The organism is uncultured Devosia sp. (genome assembly GCF_913055165.1).
GTDB lineage: Bacteria > Pseudomonadota > Alphaproteobacteria > Rhizobiales > Devosiaceae > Devosia.
This window is the reverse complement of the sequence record NZ_CAJXJS010000010.1, coordinates 23,606-46,663: the sequence shown is the minus strand read 5'-3', so window position 1 is coordinate 46,663 and position 23,058 is coordinate 23,606. Positions and strand designations below refer to the sequence as shown.

Sequence of the window (23,058 nt, the reverse complement as noted above, 5' to 3'; positions counted from 1 at the left end):
CGCAGGCATTACGCAGAGAAGGGGGGATTGGATGCTTGGGGGAGGAGAACTTAGGCGGATGGGGGGACAACCACTCTCATCAGACTTGACTTCCGACTGCCTGACGATTCTTCTCTAGTTCATGGGGGCACAATTCACAATGGACAATGATGATCGGGACATGGGACCTCTGGAAGTCTACAAAGAGGGCACCAATTTTCTTTCACCTCTACTAGATGATGCTTCGGAAATCGCTTCTGAGTATCGAAGGCGACGGAATGATCACGACTTGAAAAGCGTGCATCCAGCCGACGCTCACGCAGAAGAGGCCAAGGGGTGGATTGTACAAAGACCGGGAAAGCGCGCAACCCGAATGAAACGCCCGAAAAGTCATGAGCGGTTGTTGGAGGATCGTGTTTGGTGCCTATTTAGAACTATGGGATACGGCACTCTCAATGGAGGGAATTTCAAAATTTCTTTCGCCAGAGAGGACAAATCTCAAGGCCGTAAACAAATCGATGTATATGCCGAAGATAATGAAACGGCAATAATTATAGAATGCAAGTCTCGCGCCGAGAGAGGACGCCGCTCTCTCCAAAAGGACATTTTGGAAACCGTTGCGCTTCAAAATTACCTTCGAAATGCCGTTTACAGTAGGCACACGGGCCAAAAACCGAAGCTAATCTGGATATATGCAACAAACAACATCCTCTGGTCAGCACCAGATGTCGAAAGGGCGGAAGCTCACGACATCAAGATCTTGACCGAGAACGAACTACAGTACTTCGAGACATTCGTGCGGCACATGGGCCCCGCGGGAAGATATCAAATTTTGGGTGAGTTTCTCCGCGGCCAGAAAGTCCCAGGCTTGTCGGACGTCAAAATTCCTGCAATTCGGGGGAAAATTGGCGGTGAGACCTTCTATAGTTTTGTAACAACACCTCGGAATCTTCAAAAGATTGCTTTTATTAACCATCAAGCACTCAATCATCCTGACGGCCGCCCCGCCTACCAGAGAATGATTTCGTCGAGTAGAATCAAGGAAATCGGCAGCTATATTAGTAAAGGTGGATTTTTCCCTACAAACGTACTTGTTAATTTCTCTGATTCTCCAAGATTCGATTTTATTTCGAATACTGAAAATACAGATCCTAATCTGAAATTCGGATGGTTGACTCTTCCTTCGAAATATAGATCCGCTTGGATCATCGATGGGCAGCATCGCCTCTATGGCTTCTCTCACCTACCGGACCACTACTTGGATCAGAGCTTGTTTGTCCTGGCATTCGAAAAGATGGCCGTTCAGAAAGAAGCGGACCTGTTCATAACTATCAACCACAAGCAAAAGAGCGTACCTAAGGGTCTATTGGTCAGTCTCTTAGCCGACATTCGAATGGGTGACGCAGATCCATCAACGGCTCTTTCTGCGCTTGCGTCCGCAGTAGTGCGCGCGCTGAACACGGACAAAACAAGCCCATTGTCTCGCAGGTTCGCACTACACGGCGTACCAGCGGAGCCCAACCAGAACCTGACTATATCTGAGGCGGTAAACGGCTTTCGAAGGTCAGGACTCATCGGGCGGCTGGCCGGGTCCTCTATCGCTCCCGGACCACTAACAGGCGCAACAGACGAAGAGACCGTCGCACGGGCCACAAGCGTTCTAAATAGCTATTTTGAGAAGGTCCGCCAAGCCAACCCCGTGCGCTGGGAAAGGGGAAGGGATGCATTTATTGCGGTCAACCCCGGATTGCGCGCCCACCTAGGTGTTATCGCCGAAGTGGTCTCATACCTGTCACACAAAAAGTCGCTGGACTTCCAACTGCTGAAACCCTCCGACTTTGCCGCACACGTCAACAGCTTTTGCGATCCAATCTTTAAGTTCATTAGAGATGCCTCCGATGAAGTGATAAGGGAGAAGTTCTCCCGCAAGTTCGGCGAAGGCGGCGTCAAAGAGTACGCATATCATTTGATGCGGATTCTGACTGACACTCACTCTGACTTCGGCACCGAGGAGTTCCTTCGGTGGGTAGAACAGAGCAATTCCGACAAGATAGATGAGGTGAACCAGTTTCTCATGAAACTGTCGGAACGCATGACTGATTACGTTATCGACACTCTCAAGCAGGTGCATGGTACGCACCGGCTGGCCAGTGACGAGCAGGCATTTTGGGAAATTGGGGTCGAAAGCGAACGAATTAGGCGCAACGCCTTCGAAGCTCAACAACGTGATAAGGCACGCAGGAAGCCGAAAGAGGCCTACCTAAACATAGTAGATTTGGCTGAGATTGTTAAGCAATCCAATAATTGGAGTCATTTCGAGTTTGCATTTAAGAATCCAAAACCGGAAGAAAGGACAGGTCAAAAGTATTATCTTTCTTGGATACAAGATTTTAATGAACTGAGAAATATAGCTGCCCACAAAAACCAGCTAAAGACATACACCGACGAAGACTTAGAGTTCATCGAATGGCTACGAGCCGAAGTCAGCCCGAAATTTCCACTATGACCAGAGAGCCTTTGAAGCCATTCCTAAAATGGGCAGGCGGCAAGCGATGGATGTTCGAAAGTGGACAATTCGCAACCCCTGAGTTCACTGGCAGATATATCGAACCATTCCTTGGGGGAGGGGCTGTTTTTTTCGAAACAAGGCCGAGACGTTCGATCCTCAGCGATTCTAATGAACGCTTGATTGAAGTCTACCTAGCGATAAGAGATGATGTCCAGCGACTTGTTCCCCTGCTCCACAGTCATGCCCGCTTACATTCGACCTCATATTACTATGAGACGCGATCCAGGAACTATTCAGACCTAACGGAAAGAGCAGCGCAATTCCTGTACCTCAACAGAACGTGCTGGAACGGCCTATATCGTGAAAATTTGAAGGGGAATTTCAACGTACCTATTGGTACGAAACAGACTGTAATTTTGGCGACTGACAATTTCGATGCGTGGTCTACAGCTCTACATGGTGCTATAATTAGCGCAGCCGACTTCGAGGAAACAATTGATCTTGCCGGTGAGGGCGATTTTGTTTTCGCTGACCCGCCGTATACCGTCCGACACAATATGAATGGATTCGTAAAATATAATCAAAACATATTTGCTTGGCAGGATCAGGTTCGATTGCGTGACGCCATACGACGCGCGACAGACAGAGGCGCAAAGTTTGCAATAACAAACGCCGACCACGAAAGCGTCCGAGATCTATACAAGGATTTTGGACACCAGAGACGACTGGGACGGCATAGCGTCATCGCTGCCAAGGCGACGCACCGCTCTCACTCCACCGAGCTACTGATCACGAGCTGATGATGGTACGATGTGTCTGCTATCAGACGCCGACTTCGTGTAGACCAATCGCCGGCTCTTCACACCGCTTAGCCAGACAGAAGATACTCTGTTGGGGGAGGAAGGGCAGCGTCCTGTGGAGGACCCTCGCCCTGCGAGCATAGCTCTCCGGGCCTAGCCGACTAAAATCGCTCCACCGGAGCGATTTTGCGCGAAGCGCCGTCGGCTAGTCATCCCCCATCTTCAGCGCCTTGATGAACGCCTCTTGTGGTATTTCCACACTGCCAAATTGGCGCATTCTCTTCTTGCCGGCTTTTTGCTTTTCCAGCAGCTTCCGCTTACGCGTGGCGTCGCCGCCATAGCATTTGGCGGTGACGTCCTTGCGCATGGCGCGGACGGTTTCGCGGGCGATGATCTTGCCGCCGATGGCGGCCTGGATGGGGATGACGAAGAGGTGCGGGGGGATCAGCTCCTTGAGCTTTTCGCACATCACGCGGCCGCGGCTTTCGGCCACCGTGCGGTGCACCAGCATGGAAAGCGCGTCCACCGGCTCGGCATTGACCAGGATGGAGAGTTTCACCAGATCGCCGGCGCGGTGTTCGATCAGTTGATAGTCAAAGCTGGCATAGCCCTTTGAGATCGACTTCAGCCGATCGTAGAAATCGAACACCACTTCATTGAGCGGCAGTTCATATTCCACCATGGCGCGCTGGCCGACATAGCTCAAATTCTTCTGGATGCCGCGCCGGTCCTGGCAGAGCTTCAAAATCGCGCCCAGATAATCGTCTGGCGTCAGAATCGTCGCCTTGATCCAGGGTTCGCGGATTTCCTCGATCTTCATCACATCGGGCAGGTCGGCGGGATTATGCAGATGCATGGTCTCGCCACTGGTCAGTTCCACCTCGTAAACCACCGAGGGGGCGGTGGCGATGAGGTCGAGATCGAATTCTCTGGAGAGCCGCTCCTGAATGATTTCGAGGTGCAGCAGCCCCAAAAAGCCGCAGCGGAAGCCGAAGCCGAGCGCGGCCGAGGTTTCCATCTCGAAGGAGAAGCTGGCATCGTTTAGACGCAGCTTGCCCATGGCGGCGCGCAGCTCGTCAAAGTCCGAGGCATCGACAGGGAAGAGGCCGCAGAACACCACCGGCTGGGCCGGGCGGAAGCCGGGCAGCGCCTTTTCGGTGGGCTTTTTGTCCTCGGTGATGGTGTCGCCGACATTGGTATCGGCCACTTCCTTGATCGAGGCGGTGAAGACGCCCAATTCGCCCGGGGTCAGTTCCTTGACCTCGACCAGCTTGGGGGTGGAGACAGCGACCCGATCCAGCTCGTAAACGGCGCCGGAGGCCATCATGCGGATCTTCTGGCCCTTCTTCATCACCCCATCGATGATGCGGACCAGCACCACGACGCCGAGATAGGTATCGTACCAGCTATCGACCAGCAGGGCCTTCAATGGCGCGTCGATATCGCCCTTGGGGGCGGGCAGGCGCGTGACGATGGCCTCGAGCACCTGGTCGACGCCCATGCCGGTCTTGGCCGAGATTTCGACGGCGTCACTCGCATCGATGCCGATGACGTCCTCGATCTGGCTTTTGACGCGCGGAATATCGGCGGCGGGCAGATCGACCTTGTTCAGCACCGGGACGATTTCGTGATTGGCGTCGATGGCGTGATAGACATTGGCCAGGGTCTGCGCCTCGACGCCCTGGGAGGCGTCGACCACGAGCAGCGAACCTTCGACCGCGGCCATGGAGCGGCTCACCTCATAGGCGAAGTCGACATGGCCGGGCGTGTCGATGAGGTTCAGGATATAATCCTCGCCATCCTGGGCGCGGTATTTGAGCCGCACTGTCTGCGCCTTGATGGTGATGCCGCGCTCGCGCTCGATATCCATCGAGTCCAGCACCTGGGCTTTCATCTCGCGCGCATCCAGCCCGCCCGTCATCTGGATCAGGCGGTCGGCGAGGGTCGATTTGCCATGGTCGATATGGGCGACGATGGAGAAATTGCGGATGTTCTTGAGCGGCGTGGTCATGGGCGTGGCTGATAGCAGATGCCACGGGGCCAAGAAAGATGGTTTGCGCGCGGTTAACCGCGAGTTTGCCGTGTTCGCCGCCCGGCTCGTTCATCTTGGGGGCCGGGTCGTTCATTATTGGGGGCCTGGAGGGGGCCCAGGCCCGTCAGCAGGTCTCGCAGCGGGGGTGATGGGGCGGCAGATCGGCCCAGTCGCGCAGGCTCAAAGCCTCCGGATCAGGGGTTTTTGGGGGCGTCGGCACGGGCCTGCCGAGCCACGCCAAGAGGCGCGCCAGGATGGACATTTTGTCTACTTCGATGGGGTTTTGCTATGCTATGGTCCCATATTGCGCCGGTCTGCGGCGGGTCGCAATGGACAAGCTCTGCGCGTGGGTTTAGAAAATCTATATGGCTAATCCCTTCCCCATCCCCCTCAACGCCCTGCGCGCCATCGAGATCGTCGCCCGCCGCGGCGCCCTCGCCCCGGCCGCCGAGGAACTGGGCGTCACGGTCGGCGCCGTCAGCCAGCACCTCCGCCGCGCCGAAAAACGACTCGGCCTCGAACTCTTCGCCCGCACCGCTCAGGGCATCCGGCCGCTGCCGGTTCTGGCGCGCGTGCTGCCGCAATTCACGAGTGGATTCAATCAGTTGCAGGATGGCCTTGCGGGCCTGACCGGCGTCGATGAGGGCGTGCTCAATGTCACCGTTGGGAGTGTCTTTGCCTCGCGCTGGCTGATCTGGCGGTTGCACAAGTTCTCCGCGCTCCATCCGGGGCTCGAAGTGCGTCTGACCGTAACGGGTGCAGTGCTGGATCTCAGCCGCCCCGACATTGACTGCGGAATCCGCTTTGGCAGTGGCACATGGCCGGGCGCCGATGTCAGCCTGATCGGCGGACAAGACTACCAGCCGGTGTGCGCCCCGATGATCCGCGACCGGCTCCGGACGGTAAGCGATCTGGCGCAGGTTCCAGTGATCGTGGACCAGACGAGCATGCTGGACTGGCCATTGTGGCTGTCCGGCGCCGGGGGCAATATTGCGATGCCGCTCGACGGCCCGGTCTATTCGGATGCTTCACTGGCCTTCGATGCGGCGATTGCAGGTCAAGGCGTGCTGCTGGCCGCCGACATGATGACCGCCGATGCGGTGAGCGATGGCCGGCTGGTGCGCCCGTTCGATCTGCCGGTCAAAGGAGAGCGTGGCTACTTTCTCGCAACGGCCAAAGGGCGCAGGGAGCCCAAAAAGCTCAAGCTGTTCCGGGACTGGCTGGCGCACGAAGTGCCGGCCAGCGTTCTGGGCTATGTCCACCAGAACGCGCCCGCGCTTCGACCAGGCCAGGAAAGCGACGCAATAATATCAACTACAGCCGGATAATTTTGCTAATTTTGACATTTTCGCGCAATATTTCTGCCCATGTCTGTGCGACACTGCCCGAGATGGACGCTTTCTTGCATAGGTGATGTGATAGGCTCCTGCCATCGTAGGCCGTAATGGGGATCGGCATGGACGACGTTATCATTCTGGGTGCAGGCATTGTCGGCATCGCGACCGGCATTCACTTGCTGCGACGCGGACGCAGCGTAACGCTGGTCGACAAAAGCGAGCCCGGGCACGAAACCAGTTTCGGCAACGCCGGTATCATTCAGCGCGAGGGGGTGCGGCCGCACCCGTTTCCGCGGGACCTGCAGACGCTGTTGCAGGTGGGCCTGCACCTGTCGACGGCCGCGCGCTACGAACCGCTTGCCCTGCCCCGGCTGGCGCCACCGCTGCTGCGCTATTGGTGGGAGAGCTCGCCCGACCATTATCGCAAGGTGGTGCAGAGCTATGCCCCGCTGATCGGCCGTTCGATCATCACCCATTCCGACCTCATCCAGGCCTGTGGGCCGGAGACAGAAAAGCTGATTTCGCGATATGGCTGGCACCTGGCCTTCCGCAGCCCGGACAGGCTGGAGAAGGAAGCGGGCAAGGCGCAGGGCGATCACGACCAGTTCGGCATCAGTTTCAAGGTACTGGACTGGCCAGCGTTGAAGTCTGCAGAGCCTGACCTGATCGGCGGGCTGGCTGGCGCCATTCACTGGACCGACCCCTGGACGGTCAGGGACCCAGGTGCCTTGGTGGAGGCGTATTTCCAACTGTTTGAAAAACTCGGCGGCACATTTATTCGCGGCGCAGCCAAGGGGCTCAAGCAAACTGGCAACGGCTGGAGTGCCGATGTCAACGGCAGGACGGTTTCGGCCGGGCAGGTCGTGATTGCCCTGGGGCCCTGGGCGCCGGATGTCCTTGAGCCGCTGGGCTATCGGCTGCCGCTGTTCGTCAAGCGCGGCTATCACATGCATTACGGCACGAGCGCCGCAGTGAAGCTCAATCATCTGCTGCTTGACCCGGAAGTGGGCTATGCCATGGCGCCGATGGCGCGCGGTATCCGCATCACAACCGGCGCCGAATTTGCGGAGCGCGATGCAGCGCCAACTCCGATCCAGTTGGGCAGGGCGGAGAGGGCGGCCAAGGAATTGTTCCCGCTCGGGCAAAGGCTGGACCCGCAGCCCTGGAAGGGCGCCCGCCCCTGCACCCCGGACATGATGCCGATCATCTCCAAGGCACCTAAGCACAAGGGGCTCTTCGTGGGCATCGGCCACGCCCATCACGGCTTTACGCTGGGGCCCGCGACCGGCGAATTGCTGGCGCAGGCCATGACCGGCGAGGCCACTGCCATCGACATCCATCCGTTCCGCATGGAACGATTCATGGGCGGCTGAGTGAAGCGGGTCGGCCTTGCCGCCGACCCGCGATTGCAGCACTAGAGCTCCCGTTCTGATTGAAACAGAACTGGAGCTCTATCTCTTTGTTTTGTCGCGCCTTCAAGCCGCAAAAGTGGCGTCCACTTTTGCTGAAAGCACTCTAGCCTTCGAGCAGGCGCCTGAGCTTGGCTAAGGCCGTATCGCTGTTCTCGCGATAGGCGATGGTGCCTTCAAAATCCCCCTGGGCATTGACGAGGAACACCGAGGCGGTGTGGTCCATGGTGTAGTCGCCGCCTTCGAGCGGCACCTTCTCGTAATAGACCCCCCAGGATTGGGTGGCCCTGGCGACCTCTTCGGGCGTACCGGTGACACCGGTCACGCGGCCGGTCCAACTGACATAGTCGCCGATCACCTCAGCAGTGTCGCGTTCCGGGTCGACTGTGACGAAGAAGGCATTGAGATCGTCAGCCTCTTCGCCCAGGGCTTCGTACCAGGATGCCATTTCGGCCAGTGAGGTGGGGCAGACTTCGGGGCAATGGGTGAAGCCGAAGAACAGCATGGAGGGCTTGCCCCTCAGGCTCTGCTTGGTGAAGGCCTCGCCCGAGGCCGTCACCAGTTGATAGTCGCCCTGCCCCAGCGCGACTGCCTGAGCTGGGCGAGTCATTGTGGTATAGACATAGAGTCCCGTGGCACCCAGCGCCGCAATGGCAACAAGGGTCCAGAGGATCGTGCGGATGTGGGACAGGGCCATGGCTCAGTGCCCCATATGGCCGGAATGATCCTCGGCCGGCGCGTCGGCTGCGGTTCCAGCGGCGATCAGGTCCAGGGTGATGGTGCCGGCCTTTTCAAAGGTCAATGTGACGGGGACGACATCACCTTCGGCGATGGCGCTGTTCAAGCCCATGAACATCAGGTGATAGCCGCCCGGTTCGAGCACGACCGTCTCGCCGGCGGGAATCGCCAGCCCCTCAGGCAGCTGCCGCATCTTCATGACGTCGCCTTCCATGGCCATTTCGTGGATCTGGCCTTCCTTGGCGACAGGCGTCGTCACGCCGATCAAGGTCTCAGCCTGGCCACCATTATTGGTTATGGTCAGGAAGCCACCAGCTACCGGTGCATTGGGCAGCGTGGCGCGGGTGAAGGCGCCCGTGATGGTGAGATCGCCAATGACCGTTTCGGCCGGTGCCGCAGCATCATGATGGGCATGCTCATCCATGCCGCCGGCAATCAGGGTGACGCTTGGCGCCGGCATATCTGCGCCCTCCCCCATGCCAATCCAGGCTTCCTCGCCATTGGCGCATTCCTGAATGGCGGGGAAATAGAATGTGCCGGGTTCGAGCGTATCGGCAAAGGTGCCGCGGAAGACGAACTCATCATACCACTCATTGGGCAGATTGCCCTCCGACCAGGTGATTTCCTTGACGCCCTCCGACACTTCGGTGCCGTGGTTCACATAGGTGTTTTCATGGGGTCCGGTGACGGTTTCGAGTTTCCAGCCGGCCTTGGGCATGGGCTTCACATTGTAGAAGCCCTCCGGAATCTGCACGCGAATGGTATGGGTGGCTTCGGTACCGCATCCATGAGGAATGCGGAGCACGGCCTTGTAGCTCGCACCGAGCCCGGCTTCCTGGACTTCCAGGGTAGCATGGGCAAAAGCCGGAGCAGCCAGAGCAGTGAAGGTTGCGGCGGCCAGGGTGGCACGCGCGAAAGAGCGGATCATGTGTGATCTCCAGTCAATATAGGTCTGATTCCGGCGGGTTCTGCCGGTCGTTGAAACGAGGATCAGGCCGCGACTGGAGGCGCACGGGACTGCCCCACATGATCGGGCAGAAGGGTGATGTGGAGGGCCGGGGCATCATTGTGGCGGACGATGCCGGCGGTTGTCGGTGCTTCGACAACGAGGACTGGTGGCAGCACGGCAGCGAGCTGGTGCTTCGCCACGCCGGTAGCCGGACAGGAGAGCGCCGCGGCTTCGTGCGGATCGCCATTTTGGTCCTGCGCCAAGGGCTGACAGACCGACCAGCTATCGAGCGTGGCAAAGCCAAGGGCGTTGAGACCGCGCTGGAGCCCCGCGGCCTGATGCAAAGGTAGCAGCAGGGTCAGCACGTAGATGGCCAGAACCGCGAGCGCGATGCCGGCTTCGCTGAACATGGATCGGGTCGTGCTGGTCGGGTGCGGGCTCACAACGCCTCGATAGCCCGGCGACGGAGCGGGCTCAAGCTGTTTGGCGTGGTGGAGCGGGGCTCACTTTGTCGCAGATCAAAGACGGCTTGCATCTGGTCTGGAACAATTCTAAGCGTTGTTTAGAACGATTCTAATCTGGAGAGCATCATGCTGCGCTTCTGGCCGGACAATCGCCGCGACTTCGGGACGCTGAGCGAACGGGAAATCCTCGCGCTGGCGGTCGCCGCCGAGGAAGAGGATGGGCGCATTTATTCCGAGTTCGCCGCCAGGCTTGGCGAGACCTATCCGGGCAGCGCAGCCCTGTTCGAAGGCATGGCGGCCGAGGAAGATGAGCATCGCCGCAGCCTGCTGGACCTCTATGTCGCCCGCTTCGGCACCCGGCTGGTCCCGATCCGGCGCGAGCATGTTCGTGGCTTTCTCACCCGAAAGCCGGTATGGCTGCAAAAGACGCTGACACTCGAGCAGGCCCGCCAGCAAGTGTGGGAAATGGAGGAAGGCGCCTACCACTTCTATCTGGAGGCGGCCAAGCAGGTGACGGATGTGGAAATCCGCAAATTGCTGGGCGACCTGGCGGCGGCTGAAAAAGGGCACGCCCAGCGCGCCGACCAGATCGACAGCGCCGTGCTGGGCGCCGAAGGCCGGGAAAGCGAGAGCCAGGAGGCGCATCGGCAATTTGTTCTGACCTATGTGCAGCCGGGCCTGGCCGGGTTGATGGACGGGTCGGTCTCAACCCTGGCGCCGGTGTTCGCGGCCGCCTTTGCCACCGGCGACACGCACCAGACCTTTCTCGTCGGCCTGGCCGCCGCTGTGGGTGCGGGTATCTCGATGGGCTTTACCGAGGCCGCGTCAGACGATGGCAAGCTCACGGGTCGCGGTTCGCCGATCAAGCGCGGGCTGGCGGCGGGCATCATGACCGCGGTGGGTGGGCTGGGACATGCCCTGCCCTACCTGATCCATGATTTCTGGATCGCCACCGGCGTGGCGGCCTTTGTGGTGCTGGTGGAACTCTGGGCCATCGCCTTTATCCAGCAGCGCTACATGCAGACCCCGTTCTGGCGCGCCGTACTGCAAGTGGTACTGGGCGGTTCGCTGGTGTTTGCGGCCGGGATTCTGATCGGCAATGCCTAGTTTGGCGCCTGTCACTTCAGGCAGATCCCGTCTATATCGCGACCATGGAACACCATACGATCACCGCCAGCGACGGCACCAAGCTGTGCTTTGATCTTGCCGGTCCCCAATCGGGGGCTGGCGTGTTGCTGTGCCATGGCCTTTGCGCGGGCGGGGCGCAGTTTGCCGCTGACGCGGAATGGCTGGCCGAGCAAGGCTATCGCGTTTTGGTGCCCGATTTGCGCGGCCACGGCCGATCCGGCATGCCGGATCGGGTCACCGCCCAAGCCTTCTCGCCGCAGCGCTTGCGGGCCGATCTTGTGGACATGCTCGACCGCGCTGGGTTGGACCGGGTCCATTGGGTGGGCAATTCCCTGGGCGGGATATTGGGGCTCGGCATGGCCGCCAAAGCACCCCGGCGGCTGGCGTCGCTGACAATATTCGGCACGGCCCTGGCGCTGAACCTGCCGTCCATCGGCGGATTGGTGACGCTGCTCGACACCATCCCGGGGCGCGCGCTGGCCGCGCAGATCACTGCGCACATGACCACCGACAGCCGGACCAGCCGGCCGCTCGTGGCGCGGATGCTCAAGCAATATGATGCACGCGCCGCGGCCGCCATTGTCGGCCATATCCGGCGCTACGACCTGCGGGAGGCTGCGCGCAACTGGACCGGGCCCGGCCTGATACTGGTGGGCAGCAAGGATCATGCCGTCAATCGGGCGCTGCTGCCGCAGCTGACGGTTCTGGACGGCCGGCCGAACTGGCGGATCGAACATTTGCCGGGCGGCGGGCATTGCGCCAATCTCGATGCCAGCGTGGCCTGGCGCCGAGCCATACTCACTGCCGTGGCGCCCCCAGTGGCCGGATGATGGGCACTTGGCGCCGCATGCGCAACCAGGCGACCACCGCCACGACCAGCGCCGGCACGATAACCATCAACGATTCAGTCCATCCCGCATCGGGCCCGAACAACACGGCATGCATGCGCCGGCCTGGCAGGAAGGTGAAAGCGCCAGCCAGGATCAGTGCGCCGACATAGAGCCCCTGCAACTCCGCGCGATGCCGGGCCACATCGCGGTCAACGATGATGGCCTTGAGGCCGACATAGACCGTAAAATAGGTGAACAGCGAAAACAGATGGATCGGGCTGAACGGACCGATCAACCTGATCTCGTTGATGAACAGGCCGCTGGTGGCCGTAATCAGCATCAGCGCGATCCAGATGCGGCCCAGGGCCTTGTGCAGGGCCGTGCCCTTGCGGCGCCAGAGAATGAGAGCGCCCAAAATGGTCGCCAGGATGGCCGAGGCCGCATGGATCTGGATGGCGAAGTCGGCGTCGAGAAGGGGGGTGAGCGTCATGTTGATATCCGCATGAGGTCTTTGCGACACCGGGATGGATCGCTAAGTTGCCGCGCGCAACGCTCACTTCTTCAACCGCAGGTCCGCTTCGTGAACGACAGCCCATTGCATTCCACGCTGCGTGAATTGCATGGCCTGATGCGCGATGGGCGAAGCTGGGTGGTGCTGCTGGCGCTCAGCCTGGTGATCGGCTTGATCGGCCCGTTCGGCACTTATCAGGCGATGAACCTTGCGCCGCGCCTGGCCTATTGGACCGCCATCGGGGTGGGTACGTCGGCTGCGGGGACGCTGGTCGCCGGATTTTGCGAACGCCTGTTGCGGCCGGTCATGCACCGCTTTGCCGCCGCGCTTGTCGCCGGGGCGCTGGCCGGCCCGTTCATCGCTGCGGTCGTGGCTGCCATCAACCTTGTCGTGTTCGGCCCGGCAGGCACGGTCATCGATCTGGTATCGCTGAGTTTTTATTGCATGGCGATCTCCGCCGCCGTGACCCTGATCGCGGCGGTGCTGGAACGGCCGCAGCCTGCCGCAGCCATGGCGGAAGAGCCGCCCGCCCTGCTGGAGCGGTTGCCACGGCCCCAGCGCGGCCGGCTACTGCATATTTCGGTGGCCGACCACTATGTCGAAGTCAGTACCGAGAACGGCCGGAGCCTGGTGCTCATGCGCCTTTCTGATGCCATTCGTGAGGCGGCCCCCATTGCCGGTTTGCAGGTGCATCGCAGCCATTGGGTTGCGCTGGATGCGGTCAAGCGCAGCCTGCGCCAGAAAGGCCGGCCGGCGCTGGAGCTGGAAAACGGCACCATCGTCCCAGTCAGCCGGACCTATCTCGAGGCTGCGCGCGCGGCGGGGCTGCTGGCCTGAAGCAGATGCAGGCGATCATCGATGATCTCGCCGACGCGGGCGCATTCCTGTGCAATTTCGCGGACGAAATCGGCGAGCATGGCCCGCTCCAGGACGGCAGGGTTGCGCACCACAAGGGCAGTGTCGCGGTGCAGCGGCTCGAACTCGACCGGCGCGATTTCGACCAGCCGGCCGGCCTTGACGTCTTCCTCCACCGCTGAATTGACGAAGAACCCCAGCCCCTCACCCTTGATGGCGAGGCGACGGCCCGGGCCAGTGGGCAGTTCGACGCTGGTCTGGGCTAGGCGCACCAGGGCCGCAGCCCGCTCCGGATCGGCCTGCCACCATCTCAGTGCAATGACCCGTGGCACCAGTGCCAGCACTTCGTCGATGGTGGGGTGACTTGAGAGCTTTGCGGCCACCTCTGGCGAAACCACCAGCGGCACACGCTCACGCATGATCACCAGCGGCTCGAGATCAACCACCAGCGGGTCGATATTGGGCCAGCACAGAATGCCCATTTCCACTTCGCGTTCATGCAGCATGGCCGCGATCTGGGCCTGCCGCCCTTCGCGCACCACCACGTCCACGGACGGGTAGCCCTGCTGGAAACGGATCAGGCTTTCGGTGATCAGGGGCGAGACCAAAGTGCGCAGCGAGCCGATCGAGACCCGACCGCGTTCCACCCGGCGCAGCGCCTCCCGCCCCTCCTGCGCGGTGCCGATGATGCGGCGGGCAAAGGGCAGGAAGGTCATGCCGTGATCTGTGAGTGTCACGGTGCGGCCGCGCACAAACAGTTGTACGCCCAACAGGTTTTCCAGGGCGCGGATGCGCATGGACGCGGTGGCCTGGGTGATGTTGAGATAGGCCGCCGCCCGGGTGAAGGACTGCTCGCGGACAATGCGGTCAAAGGTGCGAAGCTGGTCGAGGTCCATAGACATGACTTATGCGAATTGACGTTCTGCAACAGATATTGCCGCTTCCATAGACTTTGTCGATGCGCTGATTAACTCATAACGCGTTGCGTTATGTAACGCGTTACGTTATGGTATGCACATGATCCAGAGCTTTGCAGATGGAGAAACCGAGCGGATCTGGCAGGGACGGCGTAGCCACAAACTACCCGGTGATATTCAGGCCATCGCCCTGCGCAAACTGCGTCTGCTGCATGCGGCCCGGACCGTTGCAGATCTTCGCGTACCGCCGGGCAACCGGTTGGAGAGCCTCAAAGGCAAGCGCGCTGGACAATGGAGCATTCGCATCAATGACCAATGGCGAATCTGTTTTGCCTGGGAAACAGGAGGACCGCACGATGTCGCAATCGTCGACTACCACTGAGGGGCTGTTGCCCAATCCGCATCCTGGGGAAGTCCTGCTCGAAGAGTTCCTGAAGCCGATAGGACTGAGTCAGAATGCTTTGGCCCGCGCGATTCATGTGCCGCCCCGGCGCATCAATGAGATCGTTCTGGGCCAGCGAGGGGTCAGCGCCGACACAGATCTACGGCTTGCACGGTATTTCGGCCTGTCGGAAGGATTTTTCATGTCGCTACAGGCAGAATATGACCTGATGGAGAAGCGGCGCGAAATCGGCGCGGACCTGCAGGCCATCGCGCCCCGCGCAGCCTAGCCCTTGTTGGACTGGCGCGACCGTTCGGCTTGTTGCTTTTTTTGCAGTCGGCGGCGCTCGGCATCGGCCTTGGCGGCGTCGCCCAGATGCGTGCCGCCGCGGCTTCGGGCCAGGTCCATCTGACGCTGGCGTTCGGCAGCCGCTTCGTGCTTAGCCGCGTCATCCTTGCAATAGGGGCAGCTGACACCCTCATGGTAGTCGGCGTGCCGGCGGTCCGCTTCTGTCAGTGGATGCCGACAGGCGCGGCAGAGCGTGGCATTGCCCAGTTCAAGACCATGTCCAACCGAGACGCGCTCGTCGAACACGAAGCATTCGCCGGAGAATCGGCTTTGCTCCTCGGGCACCACTTCGAGATATTTCAGAATCCCGCCCTTGAGATGAAAGACCTCCTCAAAGCCCTGGCTCAACAAGTATGACGAGGCTTTTTCGCAGCGGATGCCACCGGTGCAGAACATAGCGACCTTCTTGTCCTTCTTTGGATCGAGGTGCTGTTCGACATAGTCCTTGAACTCGACAAAGCTCGAAGTGTGCGGATCGAGGGCACGTTGAAAGGTGCCAAGACCCACTTCATAGTCATTGCGGGTATCGACCAGCACCACGTCATTGCGCTCAATCAGCGCATTCCAATCCTCAGGTTCGACATAGGTGCCGACCTGGCGGTTGGGATCGACCTGGGGTGCGCGCAGTGTGACGATTTCAGGCTTGAGGCGCACCTTCATGCGCAGGAAGGGCGCGGTATCGGCGAAGGAATATTTGACCTCGGCGCCGGCCAGGCGAGTACCGAAGGGGCCGGAAGCGAAGAGATAACCGGCCAGCGCGTCGACGGCCTCAGGCGTGCCGGCGACAGTGCCGTTAATGCCCTCGGGTGCCAGGATCAGCGTGCCCTTGATGCCGCGCCCCCAACAGAATTCCGCCAGCGGACCCTTGAGCATTTCCGCATCGGGCAGGGCAGCGAATTTATAGACCGCCATCACCTTGTATGGATGATGGGACTGGGGCAGACTGGACGTGGATTTGCTTGTCGGCGCGTTCATGGCGCCGCTCATACCACCGGCCGGGCCCGGCGTCACGGGGCGGTCGCAGCCACAACATTGGGAGAGACACCATGACCTATCGGGCCGATCCGGCACGCTATGACTCCATGCAATACCGCCGCTCGGGCAAGTCGGGCCTGAAGCTGCCGGTGGTGAGCCTGGGGCTGTGGCAGAATTTCGGCGGGACTCGGGACTATCCCAGCGCCATGGAAATCCTGGGCTATGCCTTTGACCAGGGGATCACCCATTTCGACCTGGCCAATAATTACGGGCCGCCGGCTGGCTCGTCGGAGGAATTGTTCGGGCAAGTGATGGCGCGGGATTTCCGCCCCTATCGCGATGAAATGATCATTTCGACCAAGGCGGGCTACAATATGTGGCCCGGTCCTTATGGTGAATGGGGAAGCCGGAAGTACCTGCTGGCAAGTCTCGACCAGAGCCTCAAACGCATGGGGCTCGACTATGTCGATATCTTCTATTCGCACCGCTTCGACCCCGATACGCCGCTCGAAGAGACCATGGGGGCGCTGGCCCATGCGGTCAAATCGGGCAAGGCGCTCTATGTCGGCATCTCCTCCTATCCGGAAAAAGAGACGCGCGAGGCCCATCGCTTGCTCAAGGAGATGGGGGTCGCCTGTACGATCCATCAGCCGAGCTATTCGATGATCAATCGCTGGATCGAGAACGACCATACGATCGAGGCCTGCGGCGAGCTGGGCATTGGCGTCATCGCCTTCTCACCGCTGGCGCAGGGCGTGCTGTCGGGCAAATACAATAAGGGCAGCGTGGAGGGGACACGTGGCGGCAATCCGCAGGGCACGCTGCGAGCCAGCCATATCGAGCCGCGTGTGCTTGAAGCCGTCGACAAGGTCGGCGAAATCGCCAAGGCGCGCGGACAATCCATGGTGCAGCTGGCACTGAGCTGGGTGTTGCGCCGCCAGGAGATGACCTCGGCGCTGATTGGCGTGCGCACGCTTGAGCAGCTCAAGGACAATCTGGGCGTGCTCAACAATCTCGATCTCAGCGCAGAGGAGATCGCCGCAATCGACGAAGCGACGGCCGGCGGGCAGATGGAGCTGCACCCGCGCCCGCAGGGCTGGCTGCGGTAGACTTAGACGACCTCGATCTGACGCCCTCCCCTTGACGGGGAGGGTTGGGGAGGGGTGGTGACGCCATCGAAATCCCGTTCGCTGGTACCCCTCCCTCCTCCCCGCCAAGGGGGAGTTATCGCGCTGGTGGACGCCGCCAGATCTCACCCCTCACAGCAGCATTGATTGCAGCGCCCCCATGGCGGCCAGGGAGCCCGAATTGGTGGCGAAGGTCACCGAATGCATGGCCATGGCGAGGTCGCCGGCGGCATAGATGCCGGGGCGGGAGGTCGCCTGCATATCGCCGACGGTGATCATGGTGCCGGTGGGCGTGTCCTTCATCTCCAGACCCAGCCGGGTGTGCAGATCGGACGAAGGCCGGTTGCGCGGGTGGGCGTAGAGGGCGTCCAGGCCCAATTCGGTGCCATCATCCAGCGTGATGCCCGTCACCTGCCCACCATTGTGGTGGATGGCAGCGAGCCGGCCATCCACAATCCTGACACCGCGCCTGTCCAGCTTATGCCGTTCCTCCTCAATGATGTGGTGTCCATCAAGGACGAGGGTGATGTCGTCGGTCCAGTTGGCATAGAGCGCCGGACCGTGCAGTGACATGGGGGAGGAATAGAGCAGGCCCCAGCGTTTGTCCGCCACCTCATAGCCGTGACAGAAGGGACAGTGAATGACGGTCTTGCCCCAGCAGTCGACAAAGCCGGGAATGTCGGGAAATTCGTCGGCGATGCCGTAGCTCAGGATCAGGCGACGAGCGTTGATGGTATCTCCTCCATCCGTTGCCACTGCGAAATTGTCGGGCTCCCCGGAGACATCGATGGCCTTGGCCTCGATCAGGTCAACCGTGGGATAACCCAGAACCTGCTTGCGGGCGGCGTCGAGCAACTCGCCCGGCGGGACACCGTCATGGCCCAGAATGTTATGGGCATGACTGGCGTAGCGATTGCGGTTGCGGCCGGTATCGAGCACGGTCACCTTGCGCCGGGCGCGGCCCAGCTGCATGGCGGCGGTAAGTCCGGCGAAGCTGCCGCCGACGATGATGACATCCTGCATATCTTGATCCTTTTCGGGCGAGCGGCATTGATCGCTGCCAGGACATGGCAACGGCACGAGCCCGCTCGGGGTTGAATTTTCAGTCCAGGCGCGGAAAGCCCGCCTGGGCGGCGTTTGTGGCGATGTCGCTAAGGCGAACACGCTGCAGCCTGGCGGCCAGGAGAGCCTCGGCATCATCGAGAAACTCGTTCATGACCCGGTCGACCGAGCGCACGATGGCGCAAGTGACGTCACCCGGATCGCTTTCGGTGCGGATCAACAGCCGCTCGCCCATCGCCTCATAGATCTGCCGTAACGTAATCTCTTCGGCGGGGCGGCTCAGCATCCAGCCGCCACTGGGCCCCTTGCTGGCCGCAACGATGCCAGCCTGGCGAAGTTCCCCCAATATGCGGCGCACGACCACGGGATTGGTCATCAGGCAGGTGGCGAGCGCAGCCGACGTGAGTTGCTTGCCGGGCTGGGCATAAAGGTGCACCAAGGCGTGCAGGGCGATGGAAAGACGGCTTGAACGTTTCATGTAACTTTTATTGTTACATTATGGAGGCCTGTCAAGAGCGCCTGTCCCTGGGCCCTATGCTGGCGTTCACCGGCGCGCTAGGGTGAGCGGGTTCGAAGACGGGAGGATTGCATGCGTTTTCCGGCACTTCTGCTTGCGCTGTGGGGCATTTCCGTGGCGCCCGGTCTGGCGCAGGACGCGGCCAGCCAGGCCGTCATCGATCGCATGAAGGCGGGCAAGCTGATGGAAATCAGTGACGTCGCGGTGCTGATGATGGGCGCTGAACGCTGGTGCTACAATGAGCAGGAGGGCAATTGCGCCTGGTCGGACATTTACCTGTCGGTGAGCGAAACCGGCGCGGTCTATGAGATCTCCAATCCATGGAGCGAGGACATCGACATTTCCTTTGTCGATCAGGGGGTGTTCAAGGACAACCGCTATATCTGCGAAGCGGGCAGCGACTGGGTGCCGACAGTGCGGGCCTTTGGCCGTGAAGACGGTACGGCCATCGAGGGGCGGGATCTGGCGGCGCTGAAAGAGGAAATCTACGGCGTGGTCACGCCCGAGGATGACGATGACTGCTTCGACTATCTCTACCAGCACCAGGACAAGAGCGCCGAGACGGTGACGCTGCTGCAGCGGCACTATATGGATGGGAAAACCGACCCAGCCAATGATGCGCTGGTGACCCTTTATTTCGACAAGGAGGCGGCCGACGCCCTGGGCTGGTACTGGTAGCGCCTTAAGTTCGGTATTGCCGCCCCCGGTGTTGGGCCGGGAGCGGTTCGGTATTGGACGAGCGGCCTATCCCAGCTTTCCATTCTTCAGGCTGTCCGCCAGCGGCGCCGGGCGGCTGACCGGGGTCTTGATTTCGACGACGCGTTCCTCGCGGGCAGCCGTCTCGAAGGCCTCCATGACCTCCAGCACATGCAAGGCCAGGTCGCCATTGGCGCGATGCGGACGGCCTTCCAGAATGGCGGCGGCCATGTCGGCAACGCCGAGCGAGCGGTAATTGCCATCGGCATAGGCCGCAGTGACGGGGACCTCCGTCCAGGCTTGGTCGCGGCCCAGCTTGCGCATTTCAACCACGCCACCGAAGAAATTGGGATCGGGGATGATCAGGCTCTGCTCGGTACCATAGAGTTCGAGCGGCACGTGCTTGTGGGCGGCCACGTCGAAGCTCATGGCAATCTGCACGATGGCGCCATTGGCAAAGCCCAGCGTGCCGGTGACATGCGTGTCGATATGCACCGGCATGGTCTGCCCTTTTTTGGGCTCCGAGGTAATGGTGCGTACGGTCCGCAGGCGGGAGGACATGGCCGACACCTTGGCGACGGGTCCCAGGAGATTGACAAGGTCGGTGATGTAATAAGGCCCCATGTCGAGCATCGGGCCACCGCCGATGTCGTAGTAGAAGGCGGGGTCGGGGTGCCAGCTTTCGTGGCCGGGACACTGCATGAAGGCAGTGCCGCCGACCAGTTGGCCGAGCGCACCGCTATCGACAATGGCGCGGGCCTGCTGATGCGCGCCACCCAGAAAGGTGTCCGGAGCCGAGCCAATGCGCAGCCCCGCGGCCTTGGCGGCATCGAGCAGTTTCCGGCCCTCGGCAAAGGTGATGCCGAGGGGCTTTTCCGAATAGACATGCTTGCCCGCGGCAAGGCATTTGAGGCCCACATCGACATGGGCACGCGGAATGGTGAGGTTGACGACAAGGTCAATTTCGGGATCGGCGAGCATGTCATCGACGCTCATCGCCTTGAGGCCGAATTCGGCCGCGCGGGCACTGGCGGCCTCGGCCCGCATGTCGGACAACGCTTTGACGTCCAATACGCCGAAACCTGGCAGCCCGTCCTTGCCCAGAATGGCCTTGAGATAGGCCGATGAAATATTGCCGGTACCGATAAAGCCGATACCGAGGCGCTTGGCGCTCATATGCGCAGTCCTCCCAGATGTACGTGCCTCAGCCTAAACCGGGCTCGGCAGAGTCGGAAGTGGGCTCGACAAAATTGTGAGGGCTCAATGTCAGACCGGTCGTCAAGGGGAAAATGGTGTCAACCGACGAGCGCCGCGCGATCACAGCGCACACCATAGACACGCACATCAGCCTCTCCAATGCCCAGTCCGAGAGCCGATAATGCACCGGCGATGGTCAGATCGAGCGTGGGCGCAAGAGGTGCCAGCAGACTGCGAACGGCGAGATCGATGAGTTGGGGGGAGGAAAGGCCTATCCCCAGGACATTGACGACAAGCTCAAGATCGTCGAGCAGCGCCTGGGACAGGGAGGCCACCGGCGTTTCAGTGCGCGCCGTCTTGACGGCACCAGCCGCGATATCGGCTGAGGAGAAGGTGAGGAGAATAGGATTGGTCTGCGCCAATTCGACCAGGGCAGCACCGGTGACGCGAAGCAGCAGAATTTCGATCAGCCGTTCTGACTTTGCCGTAGGGGTGACGCCGAAATCTGCCAGGGTGGCATCGCTGATTTGTCCCAGACCAAACCGTAACAGGCCCGGACGCACCGCAATAGTGGCACTGCCGCGTGGCGCCACGCCGGATGGGCAGGTCGCAGTCTCGGCGCGCGCCTCGGCCGGCGCCAGATCGAGCCAGAGCGGCAGCTTGACCGCGGCTCCGAGCAAGGCCGGCCCGCCGAGCAATTCGGCGCGCAGGCGGAGGCGCGCCTGTGCCGTCCTTAGCGTGGTGCCAGTTGGCCCGAGCGCAAACCAGCCGCCGCCCTGCGCCGGTTCACCAACGGCCAGATCGAGCGCGAGGCTGACCAGGCCTGGCACGCTGGCGCCCAGCGCCACGGCGAGCTGGCGGTCACCATTGCCCATGACGGCGGCCGCGGTTAGCATTTCCAGGGCCGAAAGGGCGAGACTGGCGGCGCCCGCACTACCCAATTCCAGGCGGCCCAATCGGCCCAGATCCAACAGCTTGTGCAAAGCGACAGTCTCGCCGGAACCGGCGGCCGCCAGGGATTGCAGGGCCGACCGGGCACTGCCTGCAGTCAGTTCGGCCATGGCAGCGGCGATGGCCCCGGTGCCAGCTTCCATGGCCAGCAGCTCGTCATAAGTGCCCGCCGTTACGCCCAATTGCGTCGCCAGGGCGTCCAGAAAGGCCAGGGCCTCGATTTGCACATCAGCCAGCGCGGCATAATCCAGAACCGAAAACGAGACCGTCGTGCCGAGCAGCCCCGACAAGAGGGCATTGGCGAGGCCGTGATTGAGACTGGCCAGGCGCGAGCCCAAGGAAAAGGACACTTCGGGGGTCACTGCAGCAATGCCGCTGGCACGAATGACCGGCGGGGGCGCGAAACCGGCCGCAAAGAACAGCTGTCCGGGACGGTCCAGGGTCACCGAGACGGCATTGTGGGGCATGGCGCCCGGGATGAACCGGTCCGCGACAAGCGGGATGGCAGGATCATAACGTCCCGCCACAACGGTGAGCCCATCCGTGCTGGCCGGGGCAAGGAGCTGCGCCCCCGCCAGCACGGATTGGGCGATCTCGGCGGCCCGGGAGGGATCGGTTGCCGCCGAGATAGCCGCCAGGTCGACCCCGGCCTGCACGATGCGGCGCTCGTGATAGAGCGAGGCCGCGTCCACCGCCACGGCCGACACCATGGCGGACACTGCAAAACCGATGGCGAAGAGCACGGCCATATTGCCACGCTCGTCCCGGCGGAAGGTGTTGGCGGTCACAGTCCGCCTCGCCGGATGGTAGCCCCGTAGACGATGGTTTTGTTGGGCAGGGGCAGTGGTGGATAGAGGTTCCAGACGGGCAGATGGGAGGCGTCGTAGCTGAGACGGACCTCGTATTGATTGGGGTCGGCCAGGCTGTCGCCGATGCTGTGGCTGAGGCGGGCTGGGTCGATCAGCATATAGGCGCCGGCATTGCGGTCGAGAAAGCTCGCCACCAGGGCGTTGCGCTCGTTCTGTGTTAGCCCGGCAATGGCCGTACGCGCCGCATCCGCTGCCAATTGCTGGACCGCATGGGCGGCACCGAAATAGATGCCATAGGCCAGCATGCCGGTCAGCATGAGCAGAAAGACGGGCGTCAAAATGGCAAATTCAATGACGGCCGCGCCGTGCCGGTCGCTGAAAAAAGCGGTGCCTAGCCTGGGCATGCGGGCCTCCGGAGCGGGTGTCGCGGTATGGCCAAGTGTGTCCGGGACGGGCGAAGCGAGGGTAAAGCAGCAGGTCAGTAGTGTTGCGGGTGCGGGCTGGTCCCGAGGCCGCGACAAAAGATGACTTTTCTT

Annotated in this window: 23 protein-coding genes; 11 read left to right on the top strand and 12 right to left on the bottom strand. The window is 61.1% G+C overall.

What is annotated here, in order from left to right; all coding sequences use genetic code 11:
* The first annotated feature begins 139 nt into the window (after window positions 1–139).
* Window positions 140–2,485, top strand: coding sequence for a DGQHR domain-containing protein (locus QZ564_RS05500; RefSeq protein ID WP_297105916.1), 2,346 nt, complete (start codon window positions 140–142; stop codon window positions 2,483–2,485).
* The gene (locus QZ564_RS05495) at window positions 2,446–3,288 is read left to right on the top strand and encodes a Dam family site-specific DNA-(adenine-N6)-methyltransferase (RefSeq protein WP_363311619.1); all 843 of its coding nucleotides are present in this window, start codon (window positions 2,446–2,448) and stop codon (window positions 3,286–3,288) included. Before QZ564_RS05500 ends, QZ564_RS05495 begins: the two co-directional genes overlap by 40 nt.
* 205 nt (window positions 3,289–3,493) lie before the next feature.
* Here QZ564_RS05495 and lepA read toward each other — a convergent pair whose 3' ends face one another.
* Window positions 3,494–5,299 carry a translation elongation factor 4 gene (lepA, locus tag QZ564_RS05490; protein ID WP_297105909.1) on the bottom strand — a complete coding sequence of 602 codons (1,806 nt, stop codon included), beginning with the start codon at window positions 5,297–5,299 and terminating at the stop codon, window positions 3,494–3,496.
* A gap of 386 nt (window positions 5,300–5,685) precedes the next feature.
* Between lepA and QZ564_RS05485 the strand changes: the two genes are divergently transcribed.
* Together QZ564_RS05485 and QZ564_RS05480 are read left to right on the top strand one after the other, a co-directional pair.
* Window positions 5,686–6,648, top strand: a complete 963-nt coding sequence (locus QZ564_RS05485) for a LysR substrate-binding domain-containing protein (protein WP_297105906.1) — start codon at window positions 5,686–5,688, stop codon at window positions 6,646–6,648.
* Between the two features lie 128 nt (window positions 6,649–6,776).
* Window positions 6,777–8,030 carry an FAD-binding oxidoreductase gene (locus QZ564_RS05480; RefSeq protein WP_297105903.1) on the top strand — a complete coding sequence of 418 codons (1,254 nt, stop codon included), beginning with the start codon at window positions 6,777–6,779 and terminating at the stop codon, window positions 8,028–8,030.
* 142 nt (window positions 8,031–8,172) lie between these two features.
* Here the strand turns inward: QZ564_RS05480 and QZ564_RS05475 are convergent, their stop codons facing one another.
* From QZ564_RS05475 to QZ564_RS05465, 3 genes are all read right to left on the bottom strand, one after another.
* On the bottom strand, window positions 8,173–8,763 hold the full coding sequence (locus tag QZ564_RS05475; protein WP_297105900.1) for an SCO family protein: 591 nt from the start codon (window positions 8,761–8,763) through the stop codon (window positions 8,173–8,175).
* Between the two features lie 3 nt (window positions 8,764–8,766).
* The gene (locus tag QZ564_RS05470) at window positions 8,767–9,732 is read right to left on the bottom strand and encodes a copper chaperone PCu(A)C (protein WP_297105898.1); all 966 of its coding nucleotides are present in this window, start codon (window positions 9,730–9,732) and stop codon (window positions 8,767–8,769) included.
* A gap of 62 nt (window positions 9,733–9,794) precedes the next feature.
* Window positions 9,795–10,163: a hypothetical protein gene (locus QZ564_RS05465; RefSeq protein WP_297105895.1), complete on the bottom strand. Its 369-nt coding sequence runs from the start codon at window positions 10,161–10,163 to the stop codon at window positions 9,795–9,797.
* 180 nt (window positions 10,164–10,343) lie between these two features.
* Between QZ564_RS05465 and mbfA the strand changes: the two genes are divergently transcribed.
* Together mbfA and QZ564_RS05455 are read left to right on the top strand one after the other, a co-directional pair.
* Window positions 10,344–11,324 (top strand): iron exporter MbfA, encoded by a 981-nt coding sequence (gene mbfA / locus QZ564_RS05460; protein WP_297105892.1) that lies wholly within the window; start codon window positions 10,344–10,346, stop codon window positions 11,322–11,324.
* 44 nt (window positions 11,325–11,368) lie between these two features.
* Window positions 11,369–12,175: an alpha/beta hydrolase gene (locus QZ564_RS05455; RefSeq protein WP_297105887.1), complete on the top strand. Its 807-nt coding sequence runs from the start codon at window positions 11,369–11,371 to the stop codon at window positions 12,173–12,175.
* Here QZ564_RS05455 and QZ564_RS05450 read toward each other — a convergent pair.
* Window positions 12,144–12,665: a DUF2306 domain-containing protein gene (locus tag QZ564_RS05450; RefSeq protein WP_297105884.1), complete on the bottom strand. Its 522-nt coding sequence runs from the start codon at window positions 12,663–12,665 to the stop codon at window positions 12,144–12,146. The genes QZ564_RS05455 and QZ564_RS05450 overlap by 32 nt on opposite strands.
* Window positions 12,666–12,755: 90 nt before the next feature.
* On the opposite strand from QZ564_RS05450, the gene QZ564_RS05445 reads away from it, so the two are divergent.
* Window positions 12,756–13,523, top strand: coding sequence for a LytTR family DNA-binding domain-containing protein (locus QZ564_RS05445; RefSeq protein ID WP_297105882.1), 768 nt, complete (start codon window positions 12,756–12,758; stop codon window positions 13,521–13,523).
* Here QZ564_RS05445 and QZ564_RS05440 read toward each other — a convergent pair.
* Window positions 13,484–14,443 (bottom strand): LysR family transcriptional regulator, encoded by a 960-nt coding sequence (locus QZ564_RS05440; RefSeq protein ID WP_297105879.1) that lies wholly within the window; start codon window positions 14,441–14,443, stop codon window positions 13,484–13,486. The genes QZ564_RS05445 and QZ564_RS05440 overlap by 40 nt on opposite strands.
* A gap of 115 nt (window positions 14,444–14,558) precedes the next feature.
* On the opposite strand from QZ564_RS05440, the gene QZ564_RS05435 reads away from it, so the two are divergent.
* Both QZ564_RS05435 and QZ564_RS05430 read left to right on the top strand, forming a co-directional pair.
* Entirely contained in the window at window positions 14,559–14,840 is a 282-nt protein-coding gene (locus QZ564_RS05435) for a type II toxin-antitoxin system RelE/ParE family toxin (protein WP_297105876.1), read from the top strand.
* Window positions 14,815–15,129 (top strand): HigA family addiction module antitoxin, encoded by a 315-nt coding sequence (locus QZ564_RS05430; RefSeq protein WP_297105873.1) that lies wholly within the window; start codon window positions 14,815–14,817, stop codon window positions 15,127–15,129. The genes QZ564_RS05435 and QZ564_RS05430 overlap by 26 nt, the downstream gene beginning before the upstream one ends.
* Here the strand turns inward: QZ564_RS05430 and QZ564_RS05425 are convergent.
* A complete protein-coding gene (locus QZ564_RS05425; RefSeq protein WP_297105871.1) occupies window positions 15,126–16,163 on the bottom strand; it encodes a rhodanese-related sulfurtransferase in 1,038 nt (345 codons plus the stop codon). The genes QZ564_RS05430 and QZ564_RS05425 overlap by 4 nt on opposite strands.
* A 71-nt stretch (window positions 16,164–16,234) precedes the next feature.
* Here QZ564_RS05425 and QZ564_RS05420 point away from each other — a divergent pair, with 71 nt between their 5' ends.
* A complete protein-coding gene (locus QZ564_RS05420) occupies window positions 16,235–17,272 on the top strand; it encodes an aldo/keto reductase (RefSeq protein ID WP_297105869.1) in 1,038 nt (345 codons plus the stop codon).
* Window positions 17,273–17,422: 150 nt separating this feature from the next.
* Here the strand turns inward: QZ564_RS05420 and QZ564_RS05415 are convergent, their stop codons facing one another.
* Together QZ564_RS05415 and QZ564_RS05410 are read right to left on the bottom strand one after the other, a co-directional pair.
* Window positions 17,423–18,313 carry an NAD(P)/FAD-dependent oxidoreductase gene (locus QZ564_RS05415; protein ID WP_297105866.1) on the bottom strand — a complete coding sequence of 297 codons (891 nt, stop codon included), beginning with the start codon at window positions 18,311–18,313 and terminating at the stop codon, window positions 17,423–17,425.
* Window positions 18,314–18,392: 79 nt separating this feature from the next.
* Window positions 18,393–18,830, bottom strand: a complete 438-nt coding sequence (locus QZ564_RS05410) for an Rrf2 family transcriptional regulator (protein WP_297105863.1) — start codon at window positions 18,828–18,830, stop codon at window positions 18,393–18,395.
* 111 nt (window positions 18,831–18,941) lie between these two features.
* Between QZ564_RS05410 and QZ564_RS05405 the strand changes: the two genes are divergently transcribed.
* The gene (locus QZ564_RS05405; RefSeq protein ID WP_297105860.1) at window positions 18,942–19,547 is read left to right on the top strand and encodes a hypothetical protein; all 606 of its coding nucleotides are present in this window, start codon (window positions 18,942–18,944) and stop codon (window positions 19,545–19,547) included.
* 66 nt (window positions 19,548–19,613) lie between these two features.
* On the opposite strand, the gene QZ564_RS05400 is transcribed toward QZ564_RS05405, so the two are convergent.
* From QZ564_RS05400 to QZ564_RS05390, 3 genes are all read right to left on the bottom strand, one after another.
* Window positions 19,614–20,741 carry a Gfo/Idh/MocA family oxidoreductase gene (locus QZ564_RS05400; protein WP_297105857.1) on the bottom strand — a complete coding sequence of 376 codons (1,128 nt, stop codon included), beginning with the start codon at window positions 20,739–20,741 and terminating at the stop codon, window positions 19,614–19,616.
* 119 nt (window positions 20,742–20,860) lie between these two features.
* Window positions 20,861–22,501, bottom strand: a complete 1,641-nt coding sequence (locus tag QZ564_RS05395) for a TadG family pilus assembly protein (RefSeq protein ID WP_297105853.1) — start codon at window positions 22,499–22,501, stop codon at window positions 20,861–20,863.
* The gene (locus QZ564_RS05390; protein ID WP_297105849.1) at window positions 22,498–22,926 is read right to left on the bottom strand and encodes a TadE/TadG family type IV pilus assembly protein; all 429 of its coding nucleotides are present in this window, start codon (window positions 22,924–22,926) and stop codon (window positions 22,498–22,500) included. The genes QZ564_RS05395 and QZ564_RS05390 overlap by 4 nt, the downstream gene beginning before the upstream one ends.
* Window positions 22,927–23,058: the final 132 nt, after the last annotated feature.